The sequence below is a fragment of the Clostridium chauvoei genome (assembly GCF_002327185.1).
GTDB lineage: Bacteria > Bacillota > Clostridia > Clostridiales > Clostridiaceae > Clostridium > Clostridium chauvoei.
Window position 1 is genome coordinate 2249819 of sequence record NZ_CP018624.1, and the last position, 23048, is coordinate 2272866.

Here is a 23048-nt window from a genome sequence, read left to right on the forward strand (position 1 = left end):
AGGAGGATATTATGAATTCTACAACTACTAAACTAGAAAATATAAAAGAAACATTAATAGGTATTGGACAAGATTTATCCAATTCTATAAAAGATGAAAAATTAAAATCCTTATTTTTTAATTGTTTTATTAATACTATAGAAACTACTGTTACTGTAGAAGATGATGATGCCTTTGTAATAACTGGGGATATTCCTGCTATGTGGCTTAGAGACTCAACTTCTCAAGTAGAGCATTACTTACCTTTTGTTAAAAACAATGAAAATTTAAAGGATCTTTTTACTGGATTAATAAAGAGACAAATGAAATGTATTCTTATAGATCCTTATGCAAATGCTTTTAATAGAGAAGCTAATGGTCAAAAGTGGGACAACGATATAACTAAAGATAGTCCTTGGGTTTGGGAAAGAAAATATGAAATAGATTCTTTATGTTACCCTGTAAGATTAATTTATAAGTATTGGAAAGAATCAGGTGATACTTCTTTCTTTAATGATGAAATTAAAAATATCTTCAATATAATTATTGATTTATGGATAACAGAACAAGATCACTTTGGAAAGTCAGACTACTCCTTCCAAAGATTAAACTGTTCTGAAACAGATACTTTATGTAATAATGGTCTTGGAAATCCTGTAGGCTATACAGGTATGACATGGTCTGGATTTAGACCTAGTGATGACGCTTGCAAATATGGATATTTAATTCCTGCTAATATGTTTGCTTCTGTAGCTTTAAGATATATAGAAGAAATTGCTGAAACAATTTATAATGATATTTCTCTTAAAGATAAAGCTTTTAAATTAAGAACTGATATTGAAAATGGAATTGAGAAATTTGGAATTATAGAAAATAAAGAATTTGGTAAGATATATGCTTATGAAACAGATGGATTAGGAAACTATAATTTTATGGATGATGCTAATGTTCCAAGTTTATTATCAATACCTTATATTGAATTTAGAGGAATTGATGATGAAATTTATCAAAATACTAGAAAGTTTATATTAAGCAAAAATAATCCTTTCTATTATGAAGGTAGTGCTGCTAAAGGAATTGGAAGTCCACATACTCCACCAGAGTACATATGGCATATAGCACTTTCAATGGCAGGGCTTACTACTAATAACAAAGAAGAAATATCTGATTTATTAAAAACTTTATTAGCTACAGATGGTGATACTGGATTTATGCATGAAGGCTTCTATTGTAATAATCCAAAGGAATTTACAAGAGATTGGTTTGCTTGGTCAAATTCATTATTTGCTCATTTTGTATATGAAAAGATTTTACAAAATTAAATTATAATAAAATTAGGGCTGTCTCGTAAAAATTATTTACAAGAGACAGCCTTTTTTTATAAATCTTTCATTCTTCCTCATATTTCTTAATAATTAATAATAATTTAATAATAATTTCAAATTTTATTATATTAATTAAATTTATTTAAATTAATATAATGAAAAGTTATTCTTTTAATCCTTCTATCCTCTAAAATTCTACTTCCCACATCTCCTCTTTAAACGCGATATATATTTCTGTTAATTAATTAACTGTTTTTGTAACTATCTGTTATTTATCTCCTTGATTAACTGATAATTTATAAGTATAATCTAATTAAAATTATTTATATGAAAATTAAGGAGTTTTTTATGTCTTTAAATAAAACTTTTAAATTTTATAAGAGAATCCTGCTTTTTTTACTTTTAATTTTTAGCTTTGATATATTCTTAGATTTTGATAAAACTAATTTATGTGATTCAAATTCTACATTATTAAAAAATAAAATTTTAGGACTTTCCCCATCTTCAAGCCCAATCATGTTAAATGATCTTACCGAATTTGAATGGGATAAAGTCTATTCCTTTTCACCTTATACAACAAAAAAAGATATTTATGAAACTATTGGTTTGAATTTTAATATTGCTAAAACTGTAAGTGAAGGTATGAATCACATGATGTTTTTAAATAGAGATGAAGTAGTTTGTTATTTATATGGATACCCTGATGAAACTAAATATTACATATCTTTAGATTGTTCATTTTATGAAAATGGAATTGGAGTTGCTCACTTTGATGATAATATTTTATTTGATGTTTCTACTTCAGATAGTATATTAACTTTAACTCATATTATTGATTAATTTACATATTCTCCCCACATAATAAGTTATCCAAATAAATTGAAAATTAATATTTATATTGAGGTGAAAAAATGATTATTAATAAAATTTATAAATTTTTAGACTTAATTAAAACTAAATTCTATATGAAATTTAAACAAAAATCTTTTAAGGGTGAAAAATATCCTATAAATTATTTATTACATAAAAATAAAACTTCTGATATTTTATTAGTTGTATTTACTTCATGCACTAAAAAAGGTCAAAAGGCTCGATACAATTATCTAAGAACCTTAGAAAAATTCAACGTTAATAAGCTATTTATATTAGATGATTTTGGATTTGATGGTAGAGGTGCTTATTATTTAGGTAAAGATAACGATTTTAATATTCAATCTGATGTGTCTTCTCTAATAGCTTCTATATCCAATAATTTAAATATAAAAAAAGAAATATTCATAGGCTCTAGTAAAGGTGGCTACGCTGCATTATATTTTGGTCTTGATAGAAATAATAGCGTAATTATATCAGGTGCTCCTCAATATAAATTAGGGAATTATCTTAGTTTACCTGGTCATGAAGAAATTCTTCAATATATTATGGGCGATACTGATAAGAAATCTATAGATTACCTTAATAATTTATTGGAATACAAGTTAATTTCTAATTGTAATAATAAAAATGAAATATATATTCACTATTCTACAGAGGAAGAAACCTTTGAACCTGAAATAGAACCTCTAATAAATAAAATTAAAGAACTAAATTTAAATTATTCCTTTGACATTCATAATTATAAAAATCATTCAGATTTAACTTTATTTTTCCCTCAATATATAAAAGATACTTTAAATAAATATCTATAATTATAATTTATTTTTATTCTATTTTTAGAAGATAATACTATGCATTAAAAATTGTACAAGTCAAATAATAAATAGTGAAAGGAGGGATTTAATATGACAAAAAAATATACTACTTATTTACCAACAGAGAGAACTAATTATGAACCACCTAAACACGCTCTTGAAAGTCATGGAAAAACTAATGGTACTACAAAAATCCCAAGTACCATTGAAGATCCTATAGTTGTAAATAATATTGTTACATCTGAATTTGATTATACTGAGCATGTTGATGTAGATAAGGATTTAAATGTAAATCCCTAATAATTTTAAAATGTATTATACTGACTAAAAAAAGTTGCATAAATATAATTTAACTTATCTCTCATATACTTAATGAATATTAAGGAGTGATTTATATGTCTAACAATAAAAAAAATAGAACTAACGGAACTATACCTTCAGTAGGAAAAGAAATTGCAGATCCTGTTAATTCTACTAATATAGCTACTTCTTTTTATAAATATCCTGCAAAGGATCAAATAACAAGAAAAAGTAAAACTAATCAACTATATTAAGTTTTATCTTACTTTTAATATTTTAAAAGGTGTTTCAAAAGAAACACTTTTTAAATTTACGTTAGGAGGTATATTGTTATGTTAAGTTTCTCTAAAAAAAGTAACAACATAAAATCCTTTGGATATCCTAATAAAATAACTTTAGATGATTCAAATACAAAGTCTTATTTTAATGATGGAAAAGAAAATCATAGCTATCTAAAGTCTAGAGAATATTAATTTAATGTTTAATTGTTGTAATATAAATAGAGGCTATAGTCATTCACTATAGCCTCTATTTATATTTAAGATTTAATGATTTTTTGATTAATTTGTGATGAAACTGTGAAAATTAAACTTCCACTATTAAATCATATGGAATTGTAAAATAAAATTCTGTTCCCTTATTTACTTTACTTTCTACACCATAAATAAATCCGTGAGCTACTATTATTTCTTTGCATATAGCTAATCCTAAACCTATGCCTCCGCTTATATTCCCTTTATAATATCTATCCCATATAAATTTTAACTCTTCTTCTTTAATTCCTATTCCAAAATCTCTAACTCCAACCTTTATGCCTAAATTAGTTGTTTCTACTTTTAATGTTATTTCTTTAGTTTTTGAATGGATTAATGCATTGTTGAATAAGTTGCTTATTACTCTAAATAAATATTTTTCATCTATATCTACATTAAATTTTTCTAAATTATCTATTCTTGTATCTATTTTATATTTTACATTTTTAATTCTATTATTAGCATTTACAAGTCTTCTAAAGCTCTCATATAAAAACATTTTTAAGGATTGGTTTTTTAAATTTAAGAATTTGTTATCTTCTTTTAACCTACTTAATAGTAACATTTCATCAACTAATTCATTTAAATTATCTACCTCATTAATTATACTCTCGCTATATTCTACCAACTTATCTTCAGGGATAATTCCATCTCTTATAGCTTCACTATTAGCTCTAATAACACTTAATGGCGTCTTTAAGTCATGACTTACATTTGCAATAAATTCTCTTTGAAGATTATCTTTAGTTTTAAGATCTTTAGCCATTTCTTCAATACTGCTAGATAAATCTGAAATTTCATCATTACCTTCAATTTTATAGCTACTTGAATATATTCCTTTAGCTATATCTTTTGCTTTATTTTGTATTTTTATTATGGGATCCGTAAATTTATCTCCTACATATATAGCTAAAATAGCTGAAAATACTAATAAAAGTATAAATATAAATACCATTATTGTATTTACACTTTTTATTAATTGTTCTGTTGCTTCATACCCTTTATAAATTACTAAGTCTCCATATGGAGTTTCTACTTTATACGTAATATATGTATTTCCATTTTTAGAATTATATATTTCTTGTGTTTCTAAACTAAAAAAATCAATGTTTTTTATTTGTTTGTTTTTATTTTTGCATAGATTTACTACCTCTCCATTTTTCAATAAAACTGCTGATATATTATCTAAAGATACAGGTTCATTATTTTCTATGCATTCAATCACATACTTGCTAGTTTCCTCTAATAACTTAAATTCATTATTATTATATACACTAGGTAATAATAACCATGTTAAAGAAAAACCTAGCAATGCAGATACTAAATTTAGTATAACCATATACTTTATCATCTTTAATGTTATTTTCTTCATTTCTCAATTGTAAGGCTATACCCTACCCTCCATACCGTTTTTAAATTTCTCTGAAAAAGAGTTATTTTCTCTCTTAGTTTTTTTATATGAGTATCTACAGTTCTTGTATCCTTCTTTTTCTAAATACAATTTTGATATTTCTAGAAGTTGTTTCTCATCCTCAATAATTAAAATATTTTTCATGTATAATACTCCCAAACCCTAATATATACTTATATTTTACCAAACTTTTAGTAAAATAGGTTACTTAAAAAAAATTTTTCTGAAAATTTTTTTCATTAATATATTGAAAAAGCCTTGTAAATGTTCTGATTACTTCAATACAACACTTACAAGACTTTATTAAAACTATTTTTAGAGGATGTGCATTTTTTTAAATCTTAAACTTTATTGACAAACTTTTCCTGGATTTAATAGATTCTTAGGGTCGAATGCTTTTTTAATTCCAGCCATTATATTTATCATTTCATCTCCAATTGCTTCATGTAAGTATCCTTTTTTAGCAAAACCTATACCATGTTCTCCTGATACTTTTCCATTTAGTTCTTTTGATTTATTATACATAGTTTCCATTACTGCATTTAGTTTTTCATGCCATTGTTCTTCTGTTAATTCATCTCTTAATATATAAACGTGAAGATTACCATCTCCAGCATGTCCAAAACTTCTAATTCTTATATTAAATTGCTTTTCTACGTCTTTTGTAAATTTAACGAATTCTGCAACTTTATTTCTTGGTACAACAACGTCAACTTCATCCATTTCAGTAGTTGATGCTTTTATAGCTTCTAGGAATGCTCCTCTTGCTGACCAAATTGATTCTTGTCTTTCATCTGTATCTGAAATAAATACGTCTAATGCGCCTTCCTTTAAGCATATATCAGCTACTTTTTCATAATCTTTTTCTATATCTTCTTTTGAGTTTCCATCAAAAGTTAATAATAAATATGCATCTGAAGAATTATCTGGGAATTTCTTTCCTAGGAATTCTTCTGCTGATACTATAGCTGCTCTTTCCATAAATTCTATAGCTGTTGGAATAGCTTTTGATTTAATTATTTTTGGAACTGTTTCAATTGCAGTATCTAAATCTTTAAATGGTATTAATAAACTAATAGCTTTCTTAGGTAATGGTAATAACTTTAATGTAGCTTTAGTAACTATTCCTAAAGTTCCTTCTGCACCTACCATTAAATCTTTTAAGCTATATCCTGAACTATTTTTAACTACTTTTCCTCCAAAGTTTTCTACTTTACCATTTGGAAGAACAACTTCAAGACCTCTTACGTAGTCTCTTGTAACACCATACTTAACAGCTCTCATACCACCTGCATTAGTGCTGATATTACCACCAATAGTTGCAGTTTTTTCACCTGGATCTGGTGGGTAGAATAAGTCATGTTCTTCTACGTATTTACTTATTTCCATAAGTAGTACACCTGGTTCTAAAGTTAAAGTAAGATTTTCTTCATCTAACTCTAACATTTTGTTCATTTTACTTAAATCTATGATTATTCCTGAATGTAGTGGTACTGCTGAACCAACTAATCCTGTTCCTGATCCTCTTGGAGTTACTGGGATATTATTTTCATAAGCATATTTCATTATTTTAGAAACTTCTTCTGTTTCTAATACTTGAACTACTATTTCAGGCATTTGTTTTACAGCTCCAAGTTCATCATGGCTATAATCTTCGCTTATATTTTCACCAACAAAAACTCTTTCGCTATCATTTATAACTGAACTAATATATTCTATATCATGTTTATCAACTTTTTTGTAACTCATAACTATTCTCCCTTCTCCATTTTGATTTTTTCAATCAATTGTGGAACTACTTCATATATGTTTCCAATTATTCCATAGTGAGCAGCTTCAAATATAGGTGCTTTTTCATCTTTATTTATAGCAAAGATATAATCTGAATTATTCATACCTGCTGTAAATTGTACAGCTCCTGATACACCACAAGTGATTATTAACTTAGGTCTTACTGTTCTACCACTTAATCCAACTTGTTTCTTAGCATCAAACCATCCAGCTTCTATTAAAGGTCTTGTGCAAGCTACTTCTCCACCTAAAAGATCAGCTAATTCTTCTATCATCTTAAGGTCTTTTTCTGCCTTAACCCCTCTTCCAGCAACAACAATTACTTCTGCTTCTGAAATGCTGTGTTCTTTTTCTTTCTTTGTAACTTTTTGAACTTCTATATTAGAATTTAATTTTGAATCATCTACTTCGCAGATAGTTACTTTTCCTTTAATTTCTTCTTCTCTCTCTGGAGCAGACATAACTTTGTATCTTACTGTTGCCATTTGTGGTCTTGAGTTTGGTGTAACTATTTGAGCCATTATATTACCACCAAAGGCTGGTCTTATTTGAACTAAATCTGTGTTTTCTTTAATATCAAGTATTGTACAGTCTGCTGTTAAACCTGTTCTAAATCTTGCTGCAACTCTAGGAGCAAGTGATCTACCAACTGTTGTAGCTCCAACAAGTATAGATGATGGCTTAACTGCATTTATAAATTCAGCAAAAGCTGCAGTATATGGTTCAATTGTAAAGTACTTTAATTGTGGTTTGTCATAAACAAAGACTTCGTCTACTCCATAGTGAAGTAATTCTTCAGCCTTGTCCTTTATATTTGTACCAATGAAAACACAATAAACTTTATGATTTATCTTTTTAGCTAACTCTCTAGCTTTTCCTATAAGTTCAAAAGTAACTGGATGAATTTCTCCATCTACATGGTCTACATAAACTGCAACACCATTCCATTTACTCTTATCTATTTTTTAACTTCTTCTTCTACGTATTCTACAGCACCCTTAGGTCCTTTTCTTACGCATAATTTACACATTTTACAACTTGCATTTATTTCTAATTTTCCATTATTATTTTCTAATGCACCAAATGGACATATTTTTATTAATTCGTTTATATCTCCTACTTTATCTTGATTTATAACAAGCTTTGCCATTACATATCCCCCCTAAATGAATTTTAACTCTTTTAACTTAGATGCTATTTTTTCAGTTAATTCTTCTGGCTTATCATTCCACATTTCATGTGCATCATTTGATGCTGGTGGGAATATTCTTTCAACCTGAGTTGGTGATCCATTTAGACCGTATTTTTTCTCATCTTTATCTTCAAAATCTTTTAACGCAATAACATTTATTTTTCTATCCTTAGTTGCTACTTTCTTCTTATAAGAAGGTAGTCTTGGTTGGAAAATATCCTTTTCAACAGTTATTAAGCAAGGAAATTTAACTTCTGAAACCTCTACAGTATCTGGCATATCCATTTCTACTGTAATTGATTTTTCGTTAACTTCTAAGATTTGTCTAACGTTTGCTACATGTGGGATACCAAGATATTCTGCCATTTCTGGTCCAACTTGTGCTGTATCTCCATCTGTTGTTTGTTTTCCACAAATAATAAGATCCATATCTCCTACTTTTCTTACACCTTGTGATAATGTATATGAAGTTGCAAGAACGTCTGCCCCTGCAAATTTTCTATCTGATACTAATGTTCCTTCATCTGCTCCCATTGCAAAAGCTTCTTTTATAACATCCATAGCTTGTGGTGGTCCCATACTGATTACTTTTATAGCACCTCCAACTTTATTCTTTATTTGTAGAGCTGTCTCTAGAGCATATAAATCATATGGATTCATTTTTGAATCTATACCATCTCTTTTTAATACTCCTGTTTTTTCATCTACTTCTACCTTTGAAGTCCCTGGAACTTGTTTAATACAAACTACTATATTCATTACAGTTCTCCTCCATTCTACCCATTTTTTTAAAATAAAGCTGCGCCAAGGAATGTAATTATTCCCTGTATGATTACATAAGCCAAAAAGAATTTAATAGTTGAATTTAATATCTTTCCTTCTTCTCCTGCTATACCTGTAGCTGCTGTTGCAACTGCTATACTTTGTGGTGAAATTATCTTTCCTGCTGTTGCTCCTGCTGTATTAGCTGCTGCTAACCAACAAGGATCAATTGCTAAAGATTTTGCAGCTTCAACCTGAAGTCCACCAAATAATACATTTGATGAAGTTGCACTACCTGTTATAAATGTTCCTAATGCACCTATTAATGGTGCTATTGCAGGATAGAATCTTCCTGTAATCATAACTAAAATAACAGCTATAGATTTAATCATTCCACTATATCCCATAACCTTAGCTAATGCTATGATTGATAGGATTGTTATCCCTGACTTACTCATTTGTTTTATAGTGCTACCTAATACCCCTAACTTTTCTTTTAATTTAGCACCTTGAATTGCTCCACCTATAAAGCCTGATATTAAAATCAAAACTCCTGGTGTTCCAATCCATGTAAATGTATAAGGGCTAGCACCTTGTCCTTGGTAAATGTTTACTGAAGTTTTAATTGAAGATAAAGCTCCATTTACACTTGGGAACAAAGGGCTTGATATAAGTATTAGAACTAATATCAATATAAATGGTGACCATGCAATAACACCTTGCTTTAAGGAAACCTTTTCATTGCTACTATCATTTTGTTTATCTTTATGGAATGTTTTAGCCATCCATATAGTTACAGCTAATGATATTACTGAACCTAAAACTGCTGGTAGCTCTGCTCCTAAATATTTAGCAAATATAGCTTGTGGAATTGCAAAGGCTAATCCTGAAGCTAATGTTATAAAAAGCACCCCTTTAACTGCTTTAAAACTCTTACCTGTTATCATAACTAATGCCATAGGAATAAAAACAACAAATAAGAATAATTGTATTGAAACTGCATTACTAAGCTGTGTTTGAGTTAAATTTGTAAGCTTAGCTAAGGTGTTTATAGGTAATCCTATTGCTCCAAAAGCTGTTGGAGTTGTATTTGCAACTAAACATATAATTGCAGCAAATACAGGATTAAATCCTAATACAGTCAATATACTAGCTGGTATAGCAACTGCTGTACCAAAACCAGCTACAGATTCAAGGAATCCACCAAATCCCCATGCCAATATTAATACTAAAATACGTTTGTCTGTTGTTACATTAGTTAACATTTTTTTTATAGTATCCATACCCTTAGTATGAACTGATAGATTATAAGTAAATACTGCTGCTATAATTACAAGCATTATAGGCCATAAAGCTAGTACTATTCCTTCTAATGCAGCTGATAAAGATACAGTAAAAGGCATTTTCCATCCTATCATTGATAATACTATTGTGAAAACTAATGCTATTAGACAAATCTTGTGACCTGGTATCTTAAAAACTCCAAGGGCAACAATTAGTAATATTATAGGCAATAAAGCAATAAAAAACATTAAATATTCGTTCATTCCCACACCCCTCTTCAAATATGGATATATGCTTAAAAATCCAGCTCACACCAATACCAAAAGAAAGTAAAATTTATTAACAAAATAATTTATAAAGTTTAGTTTTATTAATAAATCTGCGAATAAAACTTCATAAATTGGTTCATACTTTATAGCGGTAAAATGGTATGACCAATTTCAAGTATTATTATATATCACTTTTCCTATATTTTCTATAATTGTTATTTTGTTAACATATTTAAATTATAAATAATTTCAAAAAAAATATAGGCTAAATGCCTATATTCCTAATTTTAAAAAATTTTTATATTTTTTATTTTTTTACTATACTACCTATTTTTGTTATTTATTTAACCCTTTTATTATGTAAATTAAATTACTAAGCTTTTAGACCTCTATTAACTTATATACCTTTTTATTAAACTAAAATGCTCCTTCATAATATAATGAGCTTTGCTTTCATCTCTATTTTTTATAGCATCATATAATTTATCATGTAATTTATCAAGCTCTTCTTTATTAGACGTATCTGCTAATATATTTTTTCTTGAATCCTTTATAAAATTATCAATTAATTGGGATAGGACCTCTAAAACATCTATTATTAACTTATTTCCTGATGCCTCTGCAATCATATAGTGAAACTTCTTATCTAAAATTACATTTTGATCTTCATCAAAATTCTCTTTTAATTCATTTAATATATCTTTTATGCCTTCAAGTTGTGTGTCTGTTATTTTTCTTGCTGCTAATACTACCGTTTCTAATTCTATAACTTCTCTTAATTCAAATATATCTATTGGGTCACTTCCTTGTAACATAAACATTATAGATAATGGTTCTGAAATTAACCCACCAAAATCTTCTTTTATATAATTTCCTGCACCCTGTTTGCTTTCAATTAAACCAACAACTTCTAAGGCTCTTAAAGCTTCTCTAACTGATGCTCTACTTACTCCAAGATCTTCTGCCATAACTCTTTCTGAAGGAAGCTTATCCCCTTTTTTAAGAATCTCATCCTCAACCATTGATTTTATTTGTTCTACAATTTGTTCATATACCTTTGTATTTTTAACTTGATTAAACATTATAACACCCCCAATAAAAATTAAATTCTATTACATATTTTAATATTAACATGAAAACATTTTTATAAAAAGCACTATGGTATTTCTCTATTGACTCCATTTATACAAAATATAATATTTTTATCAGCTCTAATTATTATTAAATATATTAATATTATATATTTCGCAAAAATTATAAATAAATTACTCGAAATAAGTTGATAAATGTTGAAAATAAATAAAATAAGTAGTATAATTTTACTAGTTAGTATATTAGTACTAACTTTTTAAATGGTTTTAATCACTAGTATAAATCAAACTTCATTAAACTACCATTCTAAATTTCTCTATAATTTATTTAACCAAAGTAACTTAATAAATATATCTATTATAATAAAATTTGATATGCTTAAGGATAAACTTTTATAATAATTAAAAGAAAAATTTCAAATTCAAATAAATGTTGACTTTTGATATTATTTGTATAAATTACATAAAAAATTATTAAAAAGGGGTGACCTAATGATAAAAAAAACTAGAATAATTAGTGCAATTTTACTTACAAGTATATTGTCACTAACCTTTTCAAAAACTTTAACTACTTATGCAGATTCATCTGACCCAAACTATGACTCTAAATACGACCTTAATAATGACTCTATTATCAATGAACTTGATATTGATGAAATTTCAAAATATTATAACAAGCAAAAATCTTCTACAGATTGGAATGAAAAATTTGACTTTAATAAAGATGGTGTTATTGATATATTTGATATTATTAAAATTTCAAAACGTAATGGTATAAAAAAACCTGAAAAAAATTTATCTAAAAATACTTTAGAACTTCAAAATCTACTAGCTGCTAATAAAAATGTAACCACTACTGGAGATGCAGCTGGTAAAAAAATTTACAATGTCTGGGTAAAAGGAATTACTCCTCCAAGTGAAAGTGACTTTACTACTCTTAATTTAGGAGCTAACTATAGCATAAATGTTGCTCCATGGAAACCTGGACAAGGTTGGTATGATATCAATAAAGTAAAAGGTGGATCAGGAGATAACCTTTTTTGTAGTGGAGCTGTTGCTACTAATATGCTACATTGGTGGTTAGACCAAAATAAAGAGTATATAGATAGATATTTAGCTCAAAATCCAGAAAACGGTAAAAATTTAGATAAATCCCTCCATATTCGTACATCATCAACCTTCCACGATCAAAAAAATAGTGATATTTTTAATCTACTAAAGAAGTATTTCCGTAACAATGTACTATCAAGTGTTAAAACATTATTATGGTATATAAATGGATCTAGTATAGGCTTGCCAACTTCTCCATATATTGATACTAGAGCAGGATTTCTTAGTGGAATATTTAAACAAGAAGATTTAACTGATGTATGTTATATAGGACCGTACGACCTATTGAACACTAGGCTTTTAGAGTGGTTACAAGAGGATAAGGTATTAGGAATTTCTCATGAAAATGTAGGTGTCAATTATAATCACATTATTACACTTTGGGGAGCTAGCTTTGATGAAGCTGGAAATCTTCTTGGAATCTATGTAACTGATTCTGATGATGAAAAATCTAAAATATCAGATAATGTTCTTTATGGAATGAAATATTATAGAACCGTTAAAGATCCTAATGGAAGAGCTAGAATGACTACCTATAATGGAAAAGAAAATAATAGGGGCGCAAAACTTTCAGTTTTATATTCTTTCAATTTAGGAAAAGACCAATGGGAAGAATACTTTAAGAAAGATAATAATTAAATGGAGGGTAGATAAATGCTAAAAAAAACTAAAATAATTAGTGCAATTTTACTTGCAAGTATATTGTCACTAAACTTTTCAAAAACTTTAACTACTTATGCAGATTCCCCTGCATTAAACTATGATTCCAAATATGACCTTAATAATGATTCCGTTATTAATGAACTTGATATTAATGAAATTTCAAAATACTATAATATAAAAAATAGTTCTCCAAATTGGAATGAAAAATTTGATTTTAATAATGATGGGATTATTGATATATTTGATATCATTAAAATTTCAAAACGTAATGATATAAAAAAACCTAAAAAAAATCATCTAAAAATGCGTTAAAACTTAAAAAGCTAATATCTAATAATAAAAATATAACTACTACTGTAGATTCAGATGGTAAGCAAATTTACAATGTATGGGTAAAAGGAATTACCCCTCCAGCTGAAAGTGATTTTACTAATCTTAATTTAGGCGCTAACTATAGTATAAATGTTGATTCCTGGAAACCTGGACAAGATTCGTATGATATCAATAAATTAAAAATGGAATCTTCTCGTAACAATTTAGCACCAAATGATAAAACATTATTATTGTATATAAATGGATCTGGTATGGGGTTACCAACTTCTCCATCTCTTGATACTAGAACAGGATTTTTTAATGGTGTACCAAAAAAGAAGACAATTTAATTAATAAATCTTATGTAAGAATATATCATCTATTGAATATTAGGCTTTTAGATTGGTTACAAGAGGATAAGTCTTTAGGAGTTTCTAATAACAATATAGGTATCTATTCTAATAATGTTATTACACTTTTGGGAGCTAGCTTTGATAAATCTGGAAATCTCCTTGGAATCTATGTAATTGATTCTAATGGTAAAAAGTTCAAAATATCAAAGGATATTCTTTACGGAATAAAATATTATAAAACTGTTAAAGATTCTAATTGAATAACTAGAACTACTAACTATAATGGGAAATAGAATAATACAGTGGCAAAACTTTCAGTTTACAAAAAGCCCAATAGAAAGAATACTTTAAGAAAAATTAACTCTATTACATATATTAAAAATAATAACTTAATATTATATATTCTTAAATAAATTAAAAGAGTAAGTAGTTTACTTTAATCTAAAACTACTTACTCTTTATTTAATTAATCGCTTTTATTTATATAACTACTATGATTTCATGACTTCCTATAGATTTTGGAATTAAATCCCCATCTAATGGAACTCCATTAATAGTTATACCTTTTTCATCTCCACGTTTTACTTTTATATTATATTGCCCCTCTTCGTCTCTTATACTTATTTCATATTCATTCCAAGTATCAGGAATACAAGGTTTAATTTTATAACCTTTTCCTTCTACTTTTTTAACCCCAAGTATATCTTCTAAACCTACTTTATACATCCATCCTGAAGCGCCTGTGTACCAGCTCCAACCACCTCTACCACCATGAGGTTCTTTTATATAAACATCTGCTGCCATTACATAAGGTTCAACCTTATAATTTCTTGCTTGAAGTTCTGTATTAGTATGGTTTATTGGATTAATCATATTATAATATTTGCATGCTTTATCTCCTAACCCTAATTTAGTTAATGCTAATATAACCCAAACTGCAGCATGAGTATATTGGCCTCCATTCTCACGAACACCTGCTACATAGCCCTTTATATATCCAGGTTCTAAATTAGATTTATCAAATGGTGGTGCAAGCAACATTATTAATCCCTTATCTTTACTTACTAAATATCTATCTACAGCTTCCATTGCTTCTTCTACTCTTTCACGCTTTCCTGCACCTGAAATTATAGACCAACTTTGTGCAAGGGAATCTATTTTACATTCATCGTTTTGTATTGAGCCTAATGGTGTACCGTCATCAAAGTATGCCCTTCTGTACCAACCACCATCCCAAGCATTCTTTTCTTGATTTTCTCTTATAAAATCTTGGAAAGCTATATATCTTTGTTTCTTTTCATCATCTTTCATATGTTCACATATATCTTTAAATCCATCTAATATTTTATATAAGAACCATCCAAGCCATACACTCTCACCTTTTCCTTCGTTTCCAACGGTACTCATTCCATCGTTCCAATCACCACTACCCATAAGTGGTATATTGTGTGCTCCAAAATTTAATCCCCTATCTATAGCTTTTAGACAGTGTTCATAAATAGTACCCTCTTTTGTTGATTGATTTACTATAGTATATCTTTCATCTTCACCATCTCTTAAAGGTTCATCCTCTAAATAAGGTGCTTTTTCATATAAAATATCATAATCTCCTGTAGATTTAATATATTCTATAGTTACATAAGGTAACCATAATAAATCATCTGAGAATCTTGTTCTTATTCCTGAGTTTACTACTGGATGCCACCAATGTTGAACATCTCCTTCTACATATTGTCTTGAAGCACTTCTTAATATTTGATCCCTTGTAATTTTAGGATTTAATATTCCTATAGACATAGAATCCTGTAATTGGTCTCTAAATCCATATGCTCCACCTGATTGATAAAAGGCCGTTCTTGATAAATACCTACAACTTAAAGTTTGATACATTAGCCATCCATTTAAAAGATAATCCATAGATGGATCTGGTGTCTTTACTTGTATATTTCCTAGGAAATTTGCCCAATAACCTTTTACGTTGTCTAAAGCTTTATCAACATTTTCTATATTTCTATATTTATTTATCTTTTCTTGTATTAACTCTAAATTTTCTTCTTGCCCTAACATTACAACAATTTCTTTTTTCTCTCCAGGTAATAACTTAATCTTTACAGAAGAAGCTAAACATGGATCAAAAATAGCACCTGCTGAATTAGATAAACTATCTTTATGTAATGCTAAAGGAGTACTTAAATCTTCACCGATTCCTATAAATTCTTTTCTATCTCCAGTAAATCTTTGTTCTTCTCCTCCTTGCATTGATAAATATGCCTTTAGCTTACCAAAATATTTTGAATAAGGATTTTGGCTCCATATATAATCTCTTTGTATATAGGTACTTATATTTTTTGCACTACCATAATTGTATACTCCAAGTACTAATTGTGCGTAATAGAATAGTGTCAGCTCTTTATTTTGATTTGATAGATTTTCCACAGTTACTTTATAAAGCTTAACTTTTTCACCTTTTGGACAGAAGGCCTTAAGTTCTCCACTTATATTATATGCAGTATGTTTGAAAGTAGAGTACCCAAAGCTATGCTCTATAATATACTCTCCTCCATCCCTTACTGGTTTTGGAGTTATGCTAAAATAAGTTCCTGTTTTATCATCTCTTATATATAAAGCTTCTCCTAATGGGTCCATTACCCAATCATTACTCCAAGGCGTTATTTTGTTTTCCCTACTGTTTCCACACCAGGTATATGATGCTCCCGCCTCAGATATATGGAAGCCAAAATCTTCATTTGAAATAACATTGATCCACGGTGCTGGAGTATTTTCATAGTTTTTAAGTCTTATAACATAACTTTTATCTTTTGGATTAAATCCTCCATAACCATTAAAGAAGTCTAAATTTCTTTCATCAAAATCATAAGTTCTCTTTTTATTTACCTTAGAAGTTTCAAAATTATTCGAACTAACTTCACCTTCTGAAGTTATATTTGAGCAGTCTACGTCTTCTTCAATAACATTAACATTTACTCTCTTTTCATTATATAACTCCTTATGTCTAATATAGCTTTGTGGTTCATTTGTTTCTAATTCGTTTATTTGCTTTATTAATGTTCCATTAGTTGAATTTATATATAATCTAGCTATCCCAACTATAAAGTTTTTAATATCCTCACCCATAGTTGCTTTATTATGTATAAAAATACCTGCTGTTTTATTTATGTTATCTCTTTCTCTTGAATTTCTTATTACGTCCCCAATACTTTTTTGTAATGGTTCTTCATAAGATACTTCTTCTTCATTATATATTATTAAATCTACTTTTAACCCTTTAGTTTTCCAATAATAATGCATATTTACTACCTGTCTTACAAGACTTAAATCATCTTCATTTTCTACTAAAAGCATTACAATTGGTAAATCTCCAGATATTCCATAAGCCCATAAATTTTCTTGACTCATATTTATATTTTTAATGTACTCTTCTCTATTTTTTCTACCACTATGTAAAAATAATATATAAGAAGCTAAGCTTTGATATATATTAGCTTGTGCTGATTTTATACCTATATATTTTAGCTCTAATTGATTTGCATAATTAGCAGCTGATATTTCTTTTTCTATCTTCTTAATAGCTTTGTATTTTTTAGCTAAATCTATTACTTGTTCTTTTGAATCTCCTACAGCTGTTATATAGTATATTTCTTTTTCCTCTCCAGCTTCTAACCTAACTCTTGCTCTTATACTCATTATAGGATCCAATACTATTCCTGTAGTATTTTGAAGTGGTGCATCATTATCCATAACCTTAGGTGATTTTAAATCTCTATCTCTTCCTATAAAGTTTATTCTTGATGTTTCATAAGTTAATGCACCTTCTATATTATCTTCCCCTGATATTGTATGAACAATATATGGAACTCTTGCTCCCTTAGCTCTTGGACGCCTATTACCTATTAAGCTATGAGTTTCTTCATCATATTCAGTACTTATAAACAAATTAGAAAAGCTTGGATGAACAGCATCTCCTTCAAAGGATTGAAGAGTTACTTCAAGATAACTTGTTATCTCTATAGTTCTTTCCTTTTCACCTGTATTTTTAAGAGTTATTTTTCTTATTTCAACATTATCTTCTGGTGAAAGTGATACTTCATAACTAGTTTCTACACTGCCATCTTTTCTTTTAAAATTTGCCTTATCTATTGTAAATTCAATACTAGAGTTATCGGGTGTTTCCTTACATGGTTCATAGGTTGCACTCCAATAATCATTTGAATTTAAATTTTTTATATAGAAGAACATCCCTGTTGAATCTGTTGTGCTATCACCCTTCCATCTATATACTGTCATATCATCTTTTTTAGAGTAACCACTACCAGTTTGAGTGATCATAGTTGAGTAACTTCCATTTGATAAAATAAGAACTTCTGGATTTTCTCTTTTTGCTCCTTTTATAATTCTTGGAACAAAATCCTCTTTTCTTATTGTCACATCTGGAGTATGAATATCTACTTCTCTTTCAAATGTTATATTTTGAGGTATCTTTTCCTGTAGCAATAATTCTACTGCTTTTATTTCTGGTATCCTATGAAATCTTTGTTGCAGTATGTTTTTATTTAAAAGATTATCTAGGGCCATTAGGGACATACCTAAGTGATGTACCATATAACATCTTACTTCTTTATCATTTTCTCCACTACCTATTCTTTGCTTTGTATAGTCTATTGCTTCTATATATCCATATCTACCAAAAGCTCCTATATCTTTTAAAAGCTTTAAGTTTTCAATAGCTCCTGTTTTTTCGTAAGGTAATGTCATTATAGTTGAATAGGGTGATACAACTAACTCATCTTCTAATCCTCTTTTTAGTCCTATTCCTGGAACTCCAAATGCCTTATATTGATAATTTTGTGCTACATCAAATTCATAAAAAGCCGATTCTGAAATTCCAAATGGAATGCCCTTTTTTTCAGCATAAGCCTTTTGTGATTTTATTACTGATGAATATGTTAAATCCCAAAGAGTATTATCAAAATTTTTCATTATTTGGAATGGCATAAAATACTCAAACATCGTTCCACTCCAAGACACTAAACTCTTATTTCCAAAAGCCTTAGTCATATTCCTACTTAAATTATACCAATGATCCTTTGGCACTTCGCCTCTAGCTATTGCTAAAAATGAAGCTGCCCTTGCTTCTGATGCCATTAAATCATAGTATGAATTTCCTAGAGAATTTTCTTCTAAGTTATATCCTATGGCAAATAATCCTCTCTCTTTGCTAAATACTACTTTAAAATCCATATCATCCATAATGCTTTGGATTTCTGAAATTAATCTATCTATTCTCTCTTTAAAATCTTCAATATTGTTAATTTTTCTTAGTATTATATCTTGATATTCTTCTCCTGATGAACTCTTTACTTCCTTTAAATAATTTATTAATCCTATTAAAGAAGGTACCTCTTCATCATTAAATTTATCTATTATTAATTCTTCTATTCCTTTAAATAGATAATCATAAAAATCTAATTTAAATTCAATTTCTTTTTTAAGTTTATTAATCCAATAATGTTCTTTTACTGACTTTTCATCTTTAGAGTCTATATTTTTCAATGTATCATTTATTAAATTTAGCTCTTCTTGTAGAAGCTCTTTATAATCATTAAGCTCTACCTCATCTGGTAACATATCAAAAACTTCTATTTTTTCTTCTGACCTTATTAACTTAAAAGTATCTTTTATTGATAGTATTTCTTCCTTTCTTATCAAAGGTTTATTTTTTAATTCTTTTAAAGTTTCACTTATTATCCATAAGTAACCTAAAAGATTCCCACTATCTACTGTTGATACATATCTAGGCCATAGTGGTGCTTTTGTTTTTGTGTCATACCAATTTAAATAATGTCCATGGAATTTTTCTAATCCTCTCATTCCATCTAAAACCATCTCAAGTCTACTTACTACTCCACCTAGTGGTAAATATGCTAAATCATAAGCAATAAGATTTGTTAATAATCCCATGCCTATATTTGTTGGAGATGTTCTATGAGCTACCCCTTTAAATGGCTTTTCCTGATAATTATCAGGCGCTAAATAATTATTTTCTTCATTTACAAAATCCTCATAATAAGCCCAAATACTCCTACTTACTTCTCTTAAAAGCTCTTCATCCTCTGACTTTAATGGTTCTTCTTCTATACATTGAACTCTTGATATATTATATGCTAGAGCTGGTGCTATCCCCCAAAGTACTGCTAGTATCAAATTAGTTAACCCTATCAATGGTTCATTACCTAAAGATAAGAATAATACTATTAACGCAACTATAGGTGATATCCACATTTTTTTATAATAATTTCCTAATGTATTAACTACAGAGGCTTCAGCATCTTCTGCTGTTTGCCATTGTAATAAATTCTTTTTTGATATAGTTAATCTAAATAAAGTCCTTATTATAGCATCTAACATTAAATATGTTTGATATGGAATGAAACTTAAAATCAAAACTATTTGTTTTAGATTTTTGAAGGTTCCCATAAGTTTGTTTTTAGGAGTTACTACAAAGTCTGTAACTGTAAATACCAGTGGTATTATTATTGCTAAAAATAATAATATCATTATTTGTCCTGATGTTTTAAATATAGTTAATGCTAGTATTAATCCTATTAATAAAGTAGGTGCAAGTAAGCTCCTTCTTAAATTGTCAAAAATTTTCCATTTTGAAATTAAATTAAGCTTTGAAGAAAATAGCCATCTTAAAATTTGCCAATCTCCTCTAACCCATCTATGTAGTCTTAAGCAACTAGATAAATAGTAAGCTGGATATCCATCTACAACTTCTACATCTGTTACTAAGGCACATCTAGCATAAGAACCTTCTAATAAATCATGGGATAGGACCTTATTATCTGGTATTTCATTTTTTAAGGTATCATAAAATGCATTTATATTTATAATACCCTTGCCTGTGAAAATTCCTTCTCCAAATATATCTTGGTATGTATCTGAAGATGCTGTTGAGTAACCGTCTACCCCTGCTTCTCCTGCAAATATCTTAGAAAAATATGTTTTGTTTTTACTTTCTAAGGTTACTGAAACCTTAGGTTGCATTATTCCATATCCTCTAGTAACTCTCCCATCAGATATATATGGAGTGTTTAACACATGACTCATAGCTTCAATTAAACTTTTTGCAGCACCCATTGGAAGTACTGTATCTGCATCTAGTGTTATTATGTACTTAGCATTTTTTAAGGAATCTATATTGCTACTTATTACGTTATAAGTTGTTTTACCATCGTTTTTTAGCAAAGCTATGAATTCCATGATTTTTCCTCTTTTTCTTTCATAGCCCATATAGACCTTTTCCTTTTCATTAAATACCCTTTTTCTATTTAAAAAGAAAAAGTGATCTTTAGAGTCTTTAAAATATTTTTTATTTAATCTTTTAACTTCTTCTATGCCTTGCTGATTTATTTCCTTATCCATGCTGTTATTTTCTGTAATGGAATCTTTAAAATCTCCAAGTAAAGCATAATAAATATTTTTATCTCTATTTGCTAAATAATAAACCTCAAGCTGTCTTAATAACTCCTTTGTTCGCTCTTTTGATGTTAATAAACTTGGAATTATTACTATTGTTTTTTCTTCCTCTGGTATGCCATCTTTAAAATCCATCCTTGGTATATGTGTTGGTGGTACTATCTTTGCTATATTCCAGTTAAATAAAGCTATAGTTATTTCACTAGATGGTATTATCATTATTAAAAAAGCTATTATATATTCTAGTGGGGTAAATCTAACTCCTGTTAGATAAGTAAGAGTTAGTACTCCAAAGTTTATAAGTAGCGTTATTAATAATATCATTATTAAATATTTACTTTGAGACATTTTATAGTCTACTTTTCGTTTCTCATAAAATTTCTCTAAAAGTTCATCGACACCATCATCTATTAGATAATATCCAACATGGGTTTTAAATAATTCCCTATCTTCATTTATTGCCTTTTGTGATAATTCTAATACCTTTTTTGCTAAATTTAATTCATAAATATTTAATATCCTAGAAAGTTCTTCTACCCTATGCCTATAATGATCTTTTGTCTTAAAGTCCATGTTTTCATAGGTTCCAGCAGGATCTTCTCTTAAAATTTCTTCTACTTTTGAAGTATTATTAAAATAATTTTTCCAATCTACTGCATCTATAAGTCTTAAAGAACTTATTATACTTCCAATTGATGTTTCTATAACTCCTTCTTTGACTATATTTTTTTGTAAACTATTATCTTTACTACTGTCTACTCTCTCTTTAATAAACTTAAATATTCTTTCATCTTCTATGGAATTATCTCTTAATACCCTAAAGAAATTTTCTATAAATTCTGATGAAAATAAACCATCATGTAGCTTTTCGGAATCACCCATATATTCTTCAACAACTTGATTTTTTTCTGATACATTACTTAAAGGATATTCCTTCTCCAACTTTAATAATAGAGAATCTAGCTTACCATGATTATATGAATCTACTACTGTATTTGCTAAAGCTCTAGCTCCCGATCTTTGTTTTTGTAGAATAATCATATCGTTAGTTATCTTTGCAAGATTTATTATTAACGATATTCTAATCATTAATGGAAATGCCCATAGTTCTCCCATAGTGAAATCTATATCTTGTTTGTTTATAAACTTTATAATTTCTTCTTCTTTGATTATTCCTTGGTTTATCTTTACATATTCTTTAGCTAAATCGTAAATTCTAGGACATCCTGCCCCATTTTTATTTTCAGAAGGCAAGTTATCAAAATAACTTGATGGAAGATTAAACTTTATGGCTTTGTATTCTTTTTCTATTAGGTAAATATTGTCTAATAACCATTCACCTGAACCTATAATCTCCTCCCCCTGCTTAAACTGCTTATTTAGGTATTTATGGTTATGTACTATTCCCTTAAAAGCTTGATTTAACTCTGCTATAACAGCTTTTCTACAGCTTAATGAATCTTTATCTCTCATAAATACACATCT

Annotated in this window: 17 protein-coding genes and 1 pseudogene; 10 read left to right on the top strand and 8 right to left on the bottom strand. The window is 28.2% G+C overall.

The window, feature by feature from the left end; translation table 11 throughout:
• Window positions 1-11 precede the first annotated feature (11 nt).
• The 6 genes from BTM21_RS10540 to BTM21_RS13715 all read left to right on the top strand — a co-directional run bounded on the left by BTM21_RS10540 (window position 12) and on the right by BTM21_RS13715 (window position 3765).
• A complete protein-coding gene (locus BTM21_RS10540) occupies window positions 12-1301 on the top strand; it encodes a glycoside hydrolase family 125 protein (protein WP_021874725.1) in 1290 nt (429 codons plus the stop codon).
• 351 nt (window positions 1302-1652) lie between these two features.
• Window positions 1653-2144, top strand: coding sequence for a hypothetical protein (locus BTM21_RS10545; protein ID WP_079481071.1), 492 nt, complete (start codon window positions 1653-1655; stop codon window positions 2142-2144).
• A 71-nt stretch (window positions 2145-2215) separates the two neighbouring features.
• On the top strand, window positions 2216-2989 hold the full coding sequence (locus BTM21_RS10550; RefSeq protein ID WP_021874723.1) for a hypothetical protein: 774 nt from the start codon (window positions 2216-2218) through the stop codon (window positions 2987-2989).
• Between the two features lie 93 nt (window positions 2990-3082).
• The gene (locus tag BTM21_RS10555) at window positions 3083-3292 is read left to right on the top strand and encodes a hypothetical protein (protein ID WP_021874722.1); all 210 of its coding nucleotides are present in this window, start codon (window positions 3083-3085) and stop codon (window positions 3290-3292) included.
• A 95-nt stretch (window positions 3293-3387) separates the two neighbouring features.
• Entirely contained in the window at window positions 3388-3546 is a 159-nt protein-coding gene (locus BTM21_RS13710) for a hypothetical protein (RefSeq protein ID WP_021874721.1), read from the top strand.
• 78 nt (window positions 3547-3624) lie between these two features.
• Window positions 3625-3765 (top strand): hypothetical protein, encoded by a 141-nt coding sequence (locus BTM21_RS13715; protein WP_021874720.1) that lies wholly within the window; start codon window positions 3625-3627, stop codon window positions 3763-3765.
• Window positions 3766-3877: 112 nt separating this feature from the next.
• On the opposite strand, the gene BTM21_RS10560 is transcribed toward BTM21_RS13715, so the two are convergent.
• The 7 genes and pseudogenes from BTM21_RS10560 to BTM21_RS10590 form a co-directional block, all read right to left on the bottom strand.
• Window positions 3878-5197: a sensor histidine kinase gene (locus BTM21_RS10560; protein ID WP_096145436.1), complete on the bottom strand. Its 1320-nt coding sequence runs from the start codon at window positions 5195-5197 to the stop codon at window positions 3878-3880.
• A complete protein-coding gene (locus BTM21_RS14025) occupies window positions 5194-5283 on the bottom strand; it encodes a hypothetical protein (protein WP_311195411.1) in 90 nt (29 codons plus the stop codon). Before BTM21_RS14025 ends, BTM21_RS10560 begins: the two co-directional genes overlap by 4 nt.
• A gap of 301 nt (window positions 5284-5584) precedes the next feature.
• On the bottom strand, window positions 5585-6985 hold the full coding sequence (locus BTM21_RS10570; RefSeq protein ID WP_021874717.1) for an FAD-binding oxidoreductase: 1401 nt from the start codon (window positions 6983-6985) through the stop codon (window positions 5585-5587).
• Between the two features lie 2 nt (window positions 6986-6987).
• Window positions 6988-8177: pseudogene (locus tag BTM21_RS10575) on the bottom strand (electron transfer flavoprotein subunit alpha/FixB family protein).
• A gap of 12 nt (window positions 8178-8189) precedes the next feature.
• Window positions 8190-8978: an electron transfer flavoprotein subunit beta/FixA family protein gene (locus tag BTM21_RS10580; protein ID WP_021874715.1), complete on the bottom strand. Its 789-nt coding sequence runs from the start codon at window positions 8976-8978 to the stop codon at window positions 8190-8192.
• Window positions 8979-9007: 29 nt separating this feature from the next.
• A complete protein-coding gene (locus tag BTM21_RS10585) occupies window positions 9008-10528 on the bottom strand; it encodes an L-lactate permease (protein WP_079481070.1) in 1521 nt (506 codons plus the stop codon).
• A 398-nt stretch (window positions 10529-10926) separates the two neighbouring features.
• A complete protein-coding gene (locus BTM21_RS10590) occupies window positions 10927-11616 on the bottom strand; it encodes a FadR/GntR family transcriptional regulator (protein ID WP_021874713.1) in 690 nt (229 codons plus the stop codon).
• Window positions 11617-12117: 501 nt separating this feature from the next.
• Between BTM21_RS10590 and BTM21_RS10595 the strand changes: the two genes are divergently transcribed.
• From BTM21_RS10595 to BTM21_RS10605, 4 genes are all read left to right on the top strand, one after another.
• Window positions 12118-13374: an IdeS/Mac family cysteine endopeptidase gene (locus BTM21_RS10595; protein WP_021874712.1), complete on the top strand. Its 1257-nt coding sequence runs from the start codon at window positions 12118-12120 to the stop codon at window positions 13372-13374.
• A 15-nt stretch (window positions 13375-13389) separates the two neighbouring features.
• Complete coding sequence (locus tag BTM21_RS10600; protein WP_096145437.1) at window positions 13390-13710, top strand: dockerin type I domain-containing protein; 321 nt, start codon at window positions 13390-13392, stop codon at window positions 13708-13710.
• A 203-nt stretch (window positions 13711-13913) separates the two neighbouring features.
• Complete coding sequence (locus tag BTM21_RS13720) at window positions 13914-14060, top strand: hypothetical protein (protein ID WP_161493127.1); 147 nt, start codon at window positions 13914-13916, stop codon at window positions 14058-14060.
• Between the two features lie 32 nt (window positions 14061-14092).
• Complete coding sequence (locus tag BTM21_RS10605) at window positions 14093-14323, top strand: IdeS/Mac family cysteine endopeptidase (protein WP_096145438.1); 231 nt, start codon at window positions 14093-14095, stop codon at window positions 14321-14323.
• A gap of 220 nt (window positions 14324-14543) precedes the next feature.
• Here the strand turns inward: BTM21_RS10605 and BTM21_RS10610 are convergent, their stop codons facing one another.
• Entirely contained in the window at window positions 14544-23036 is an 8493-nt protein-coding gene (locus BTM21_RS10610; protein WP_021874710.1) for a GH36-type glycosyl hydrolase domain-containing protein, read from the bottom strand.
• Window positions 23037-23048: the final 12 nt, after the last annotated feature.

What these genes read in the sequence shown, in the direction of transcription:
- BTM21_RS10610 (WP_021874710.1), bottom strand. Translation starts at nt 23,036, where the DNA reads ATGAGAGATAAAGATTCATTAAGCTGTAGAAAAGCTGTTATAGCAGAG.
- BTM21_RS13710 (WP_021874721.1), top strand. Translation starts at nt 3,388, where the DNA reads ATGTCTAACAATAAAAAAAATAGAACTAACGGAACTATACCTTCAGTA.
- BTM21_RS10585 (WP_079481070.1), bottom strand. Translation starts at nt 10,528, where the DNA reads ATGAACGAATATTTAATGTTTTTTATTGCTTTATTGCCTATAATATTA.
- BTM21_RS10590 (WP_021874713.1), bottom strand. Translation starts at nt 11,616, where the DNA reads ATGTTTAATCAAGTTAAAAATACAAAGGTATATGAACAAATTGTAGAA.
- BTM21_RS10560 (WP_096145436.1), bottom strand. Translation starts at nt 5,197, where the DNA reads ATGAAGAAAATAACATTAAAGATGATAAAGTATATGGTTATACTAAAT.
- BTM21_RS10550 (WP_021874723.1), top strand. Translation starts at nt 2,216, where the DNA reads ATGATTATTAATAAAATTTATAAATTTTTAGACTTAATTAAAACTAAA.
- BTM21_RS10580 (WP_021874715.1), bottom strand. Translation starts at nt 8,978, where the DNA reads ATGAATATAGTAGTTTGTATTAAACAAGTTCCAGGGACTTCAAAGGTA.
- BTM21_RS10595 (WP_021874712.1), top strand. Translation starts at nt 12,118, where the DNA reads ATGATAAAAAAAACTAGAATAATTAGTGCAATTTTACTTACAAGTATA.
- BTM21_RS13720 (WP_161493127.1), top strand. Translation starts at nt 13,914, where the DNA reads ATGGAATCTTCTCGTAACAATTTAGCACCAAATGATAAAACATTATTA.
- BTM21_RS10570 (WP_021874717.1), bottom strand. Translation starts at nt 6,985, where the DNA reads ATGAGTTACAAAAAAGTTGATAAACATGATATAGAATATATTAGTTCA.
- BTM21_RS10555 (WP_021874722.1), top strand. Translation starts at nt 3,083, where the DNA reads ATGACAAAAAAATATACTACTTATTTACCAACAGAGAGAACTAATTAT.
- BTM21_RS13715 (WP_021874720.1), top strand. Translation starts at nt 3,625, where the DNA reads ATGTTAAGTTTCTCTAAAAAAAGTAACAACATAAAATCCTTTGGATAT.
- BTM21_RS10545 (WP_079481071.1), top strand. Translation starts at nt 1,653, where the DNA reads ATGTCTTTAAATAAAACTTTTAAATTTTATAAGAGAATCCTGCTTTTT.
- BTM21_RS10600 (WP_096145437.1), top strand. Translation starts at nt 13,390, where the DNA reads ATGCTAAAAAAAACTAAAATAATTAGTGCAATTTTACTTGCAAGTATA.
- BTM21_RS10540 (WP_021874725.1), top strand. Translation starts at nt 12, where the DNA reads ATGAATTCTACAACTACTAAACTAGAAAATATAAAAGAAACATTAATA.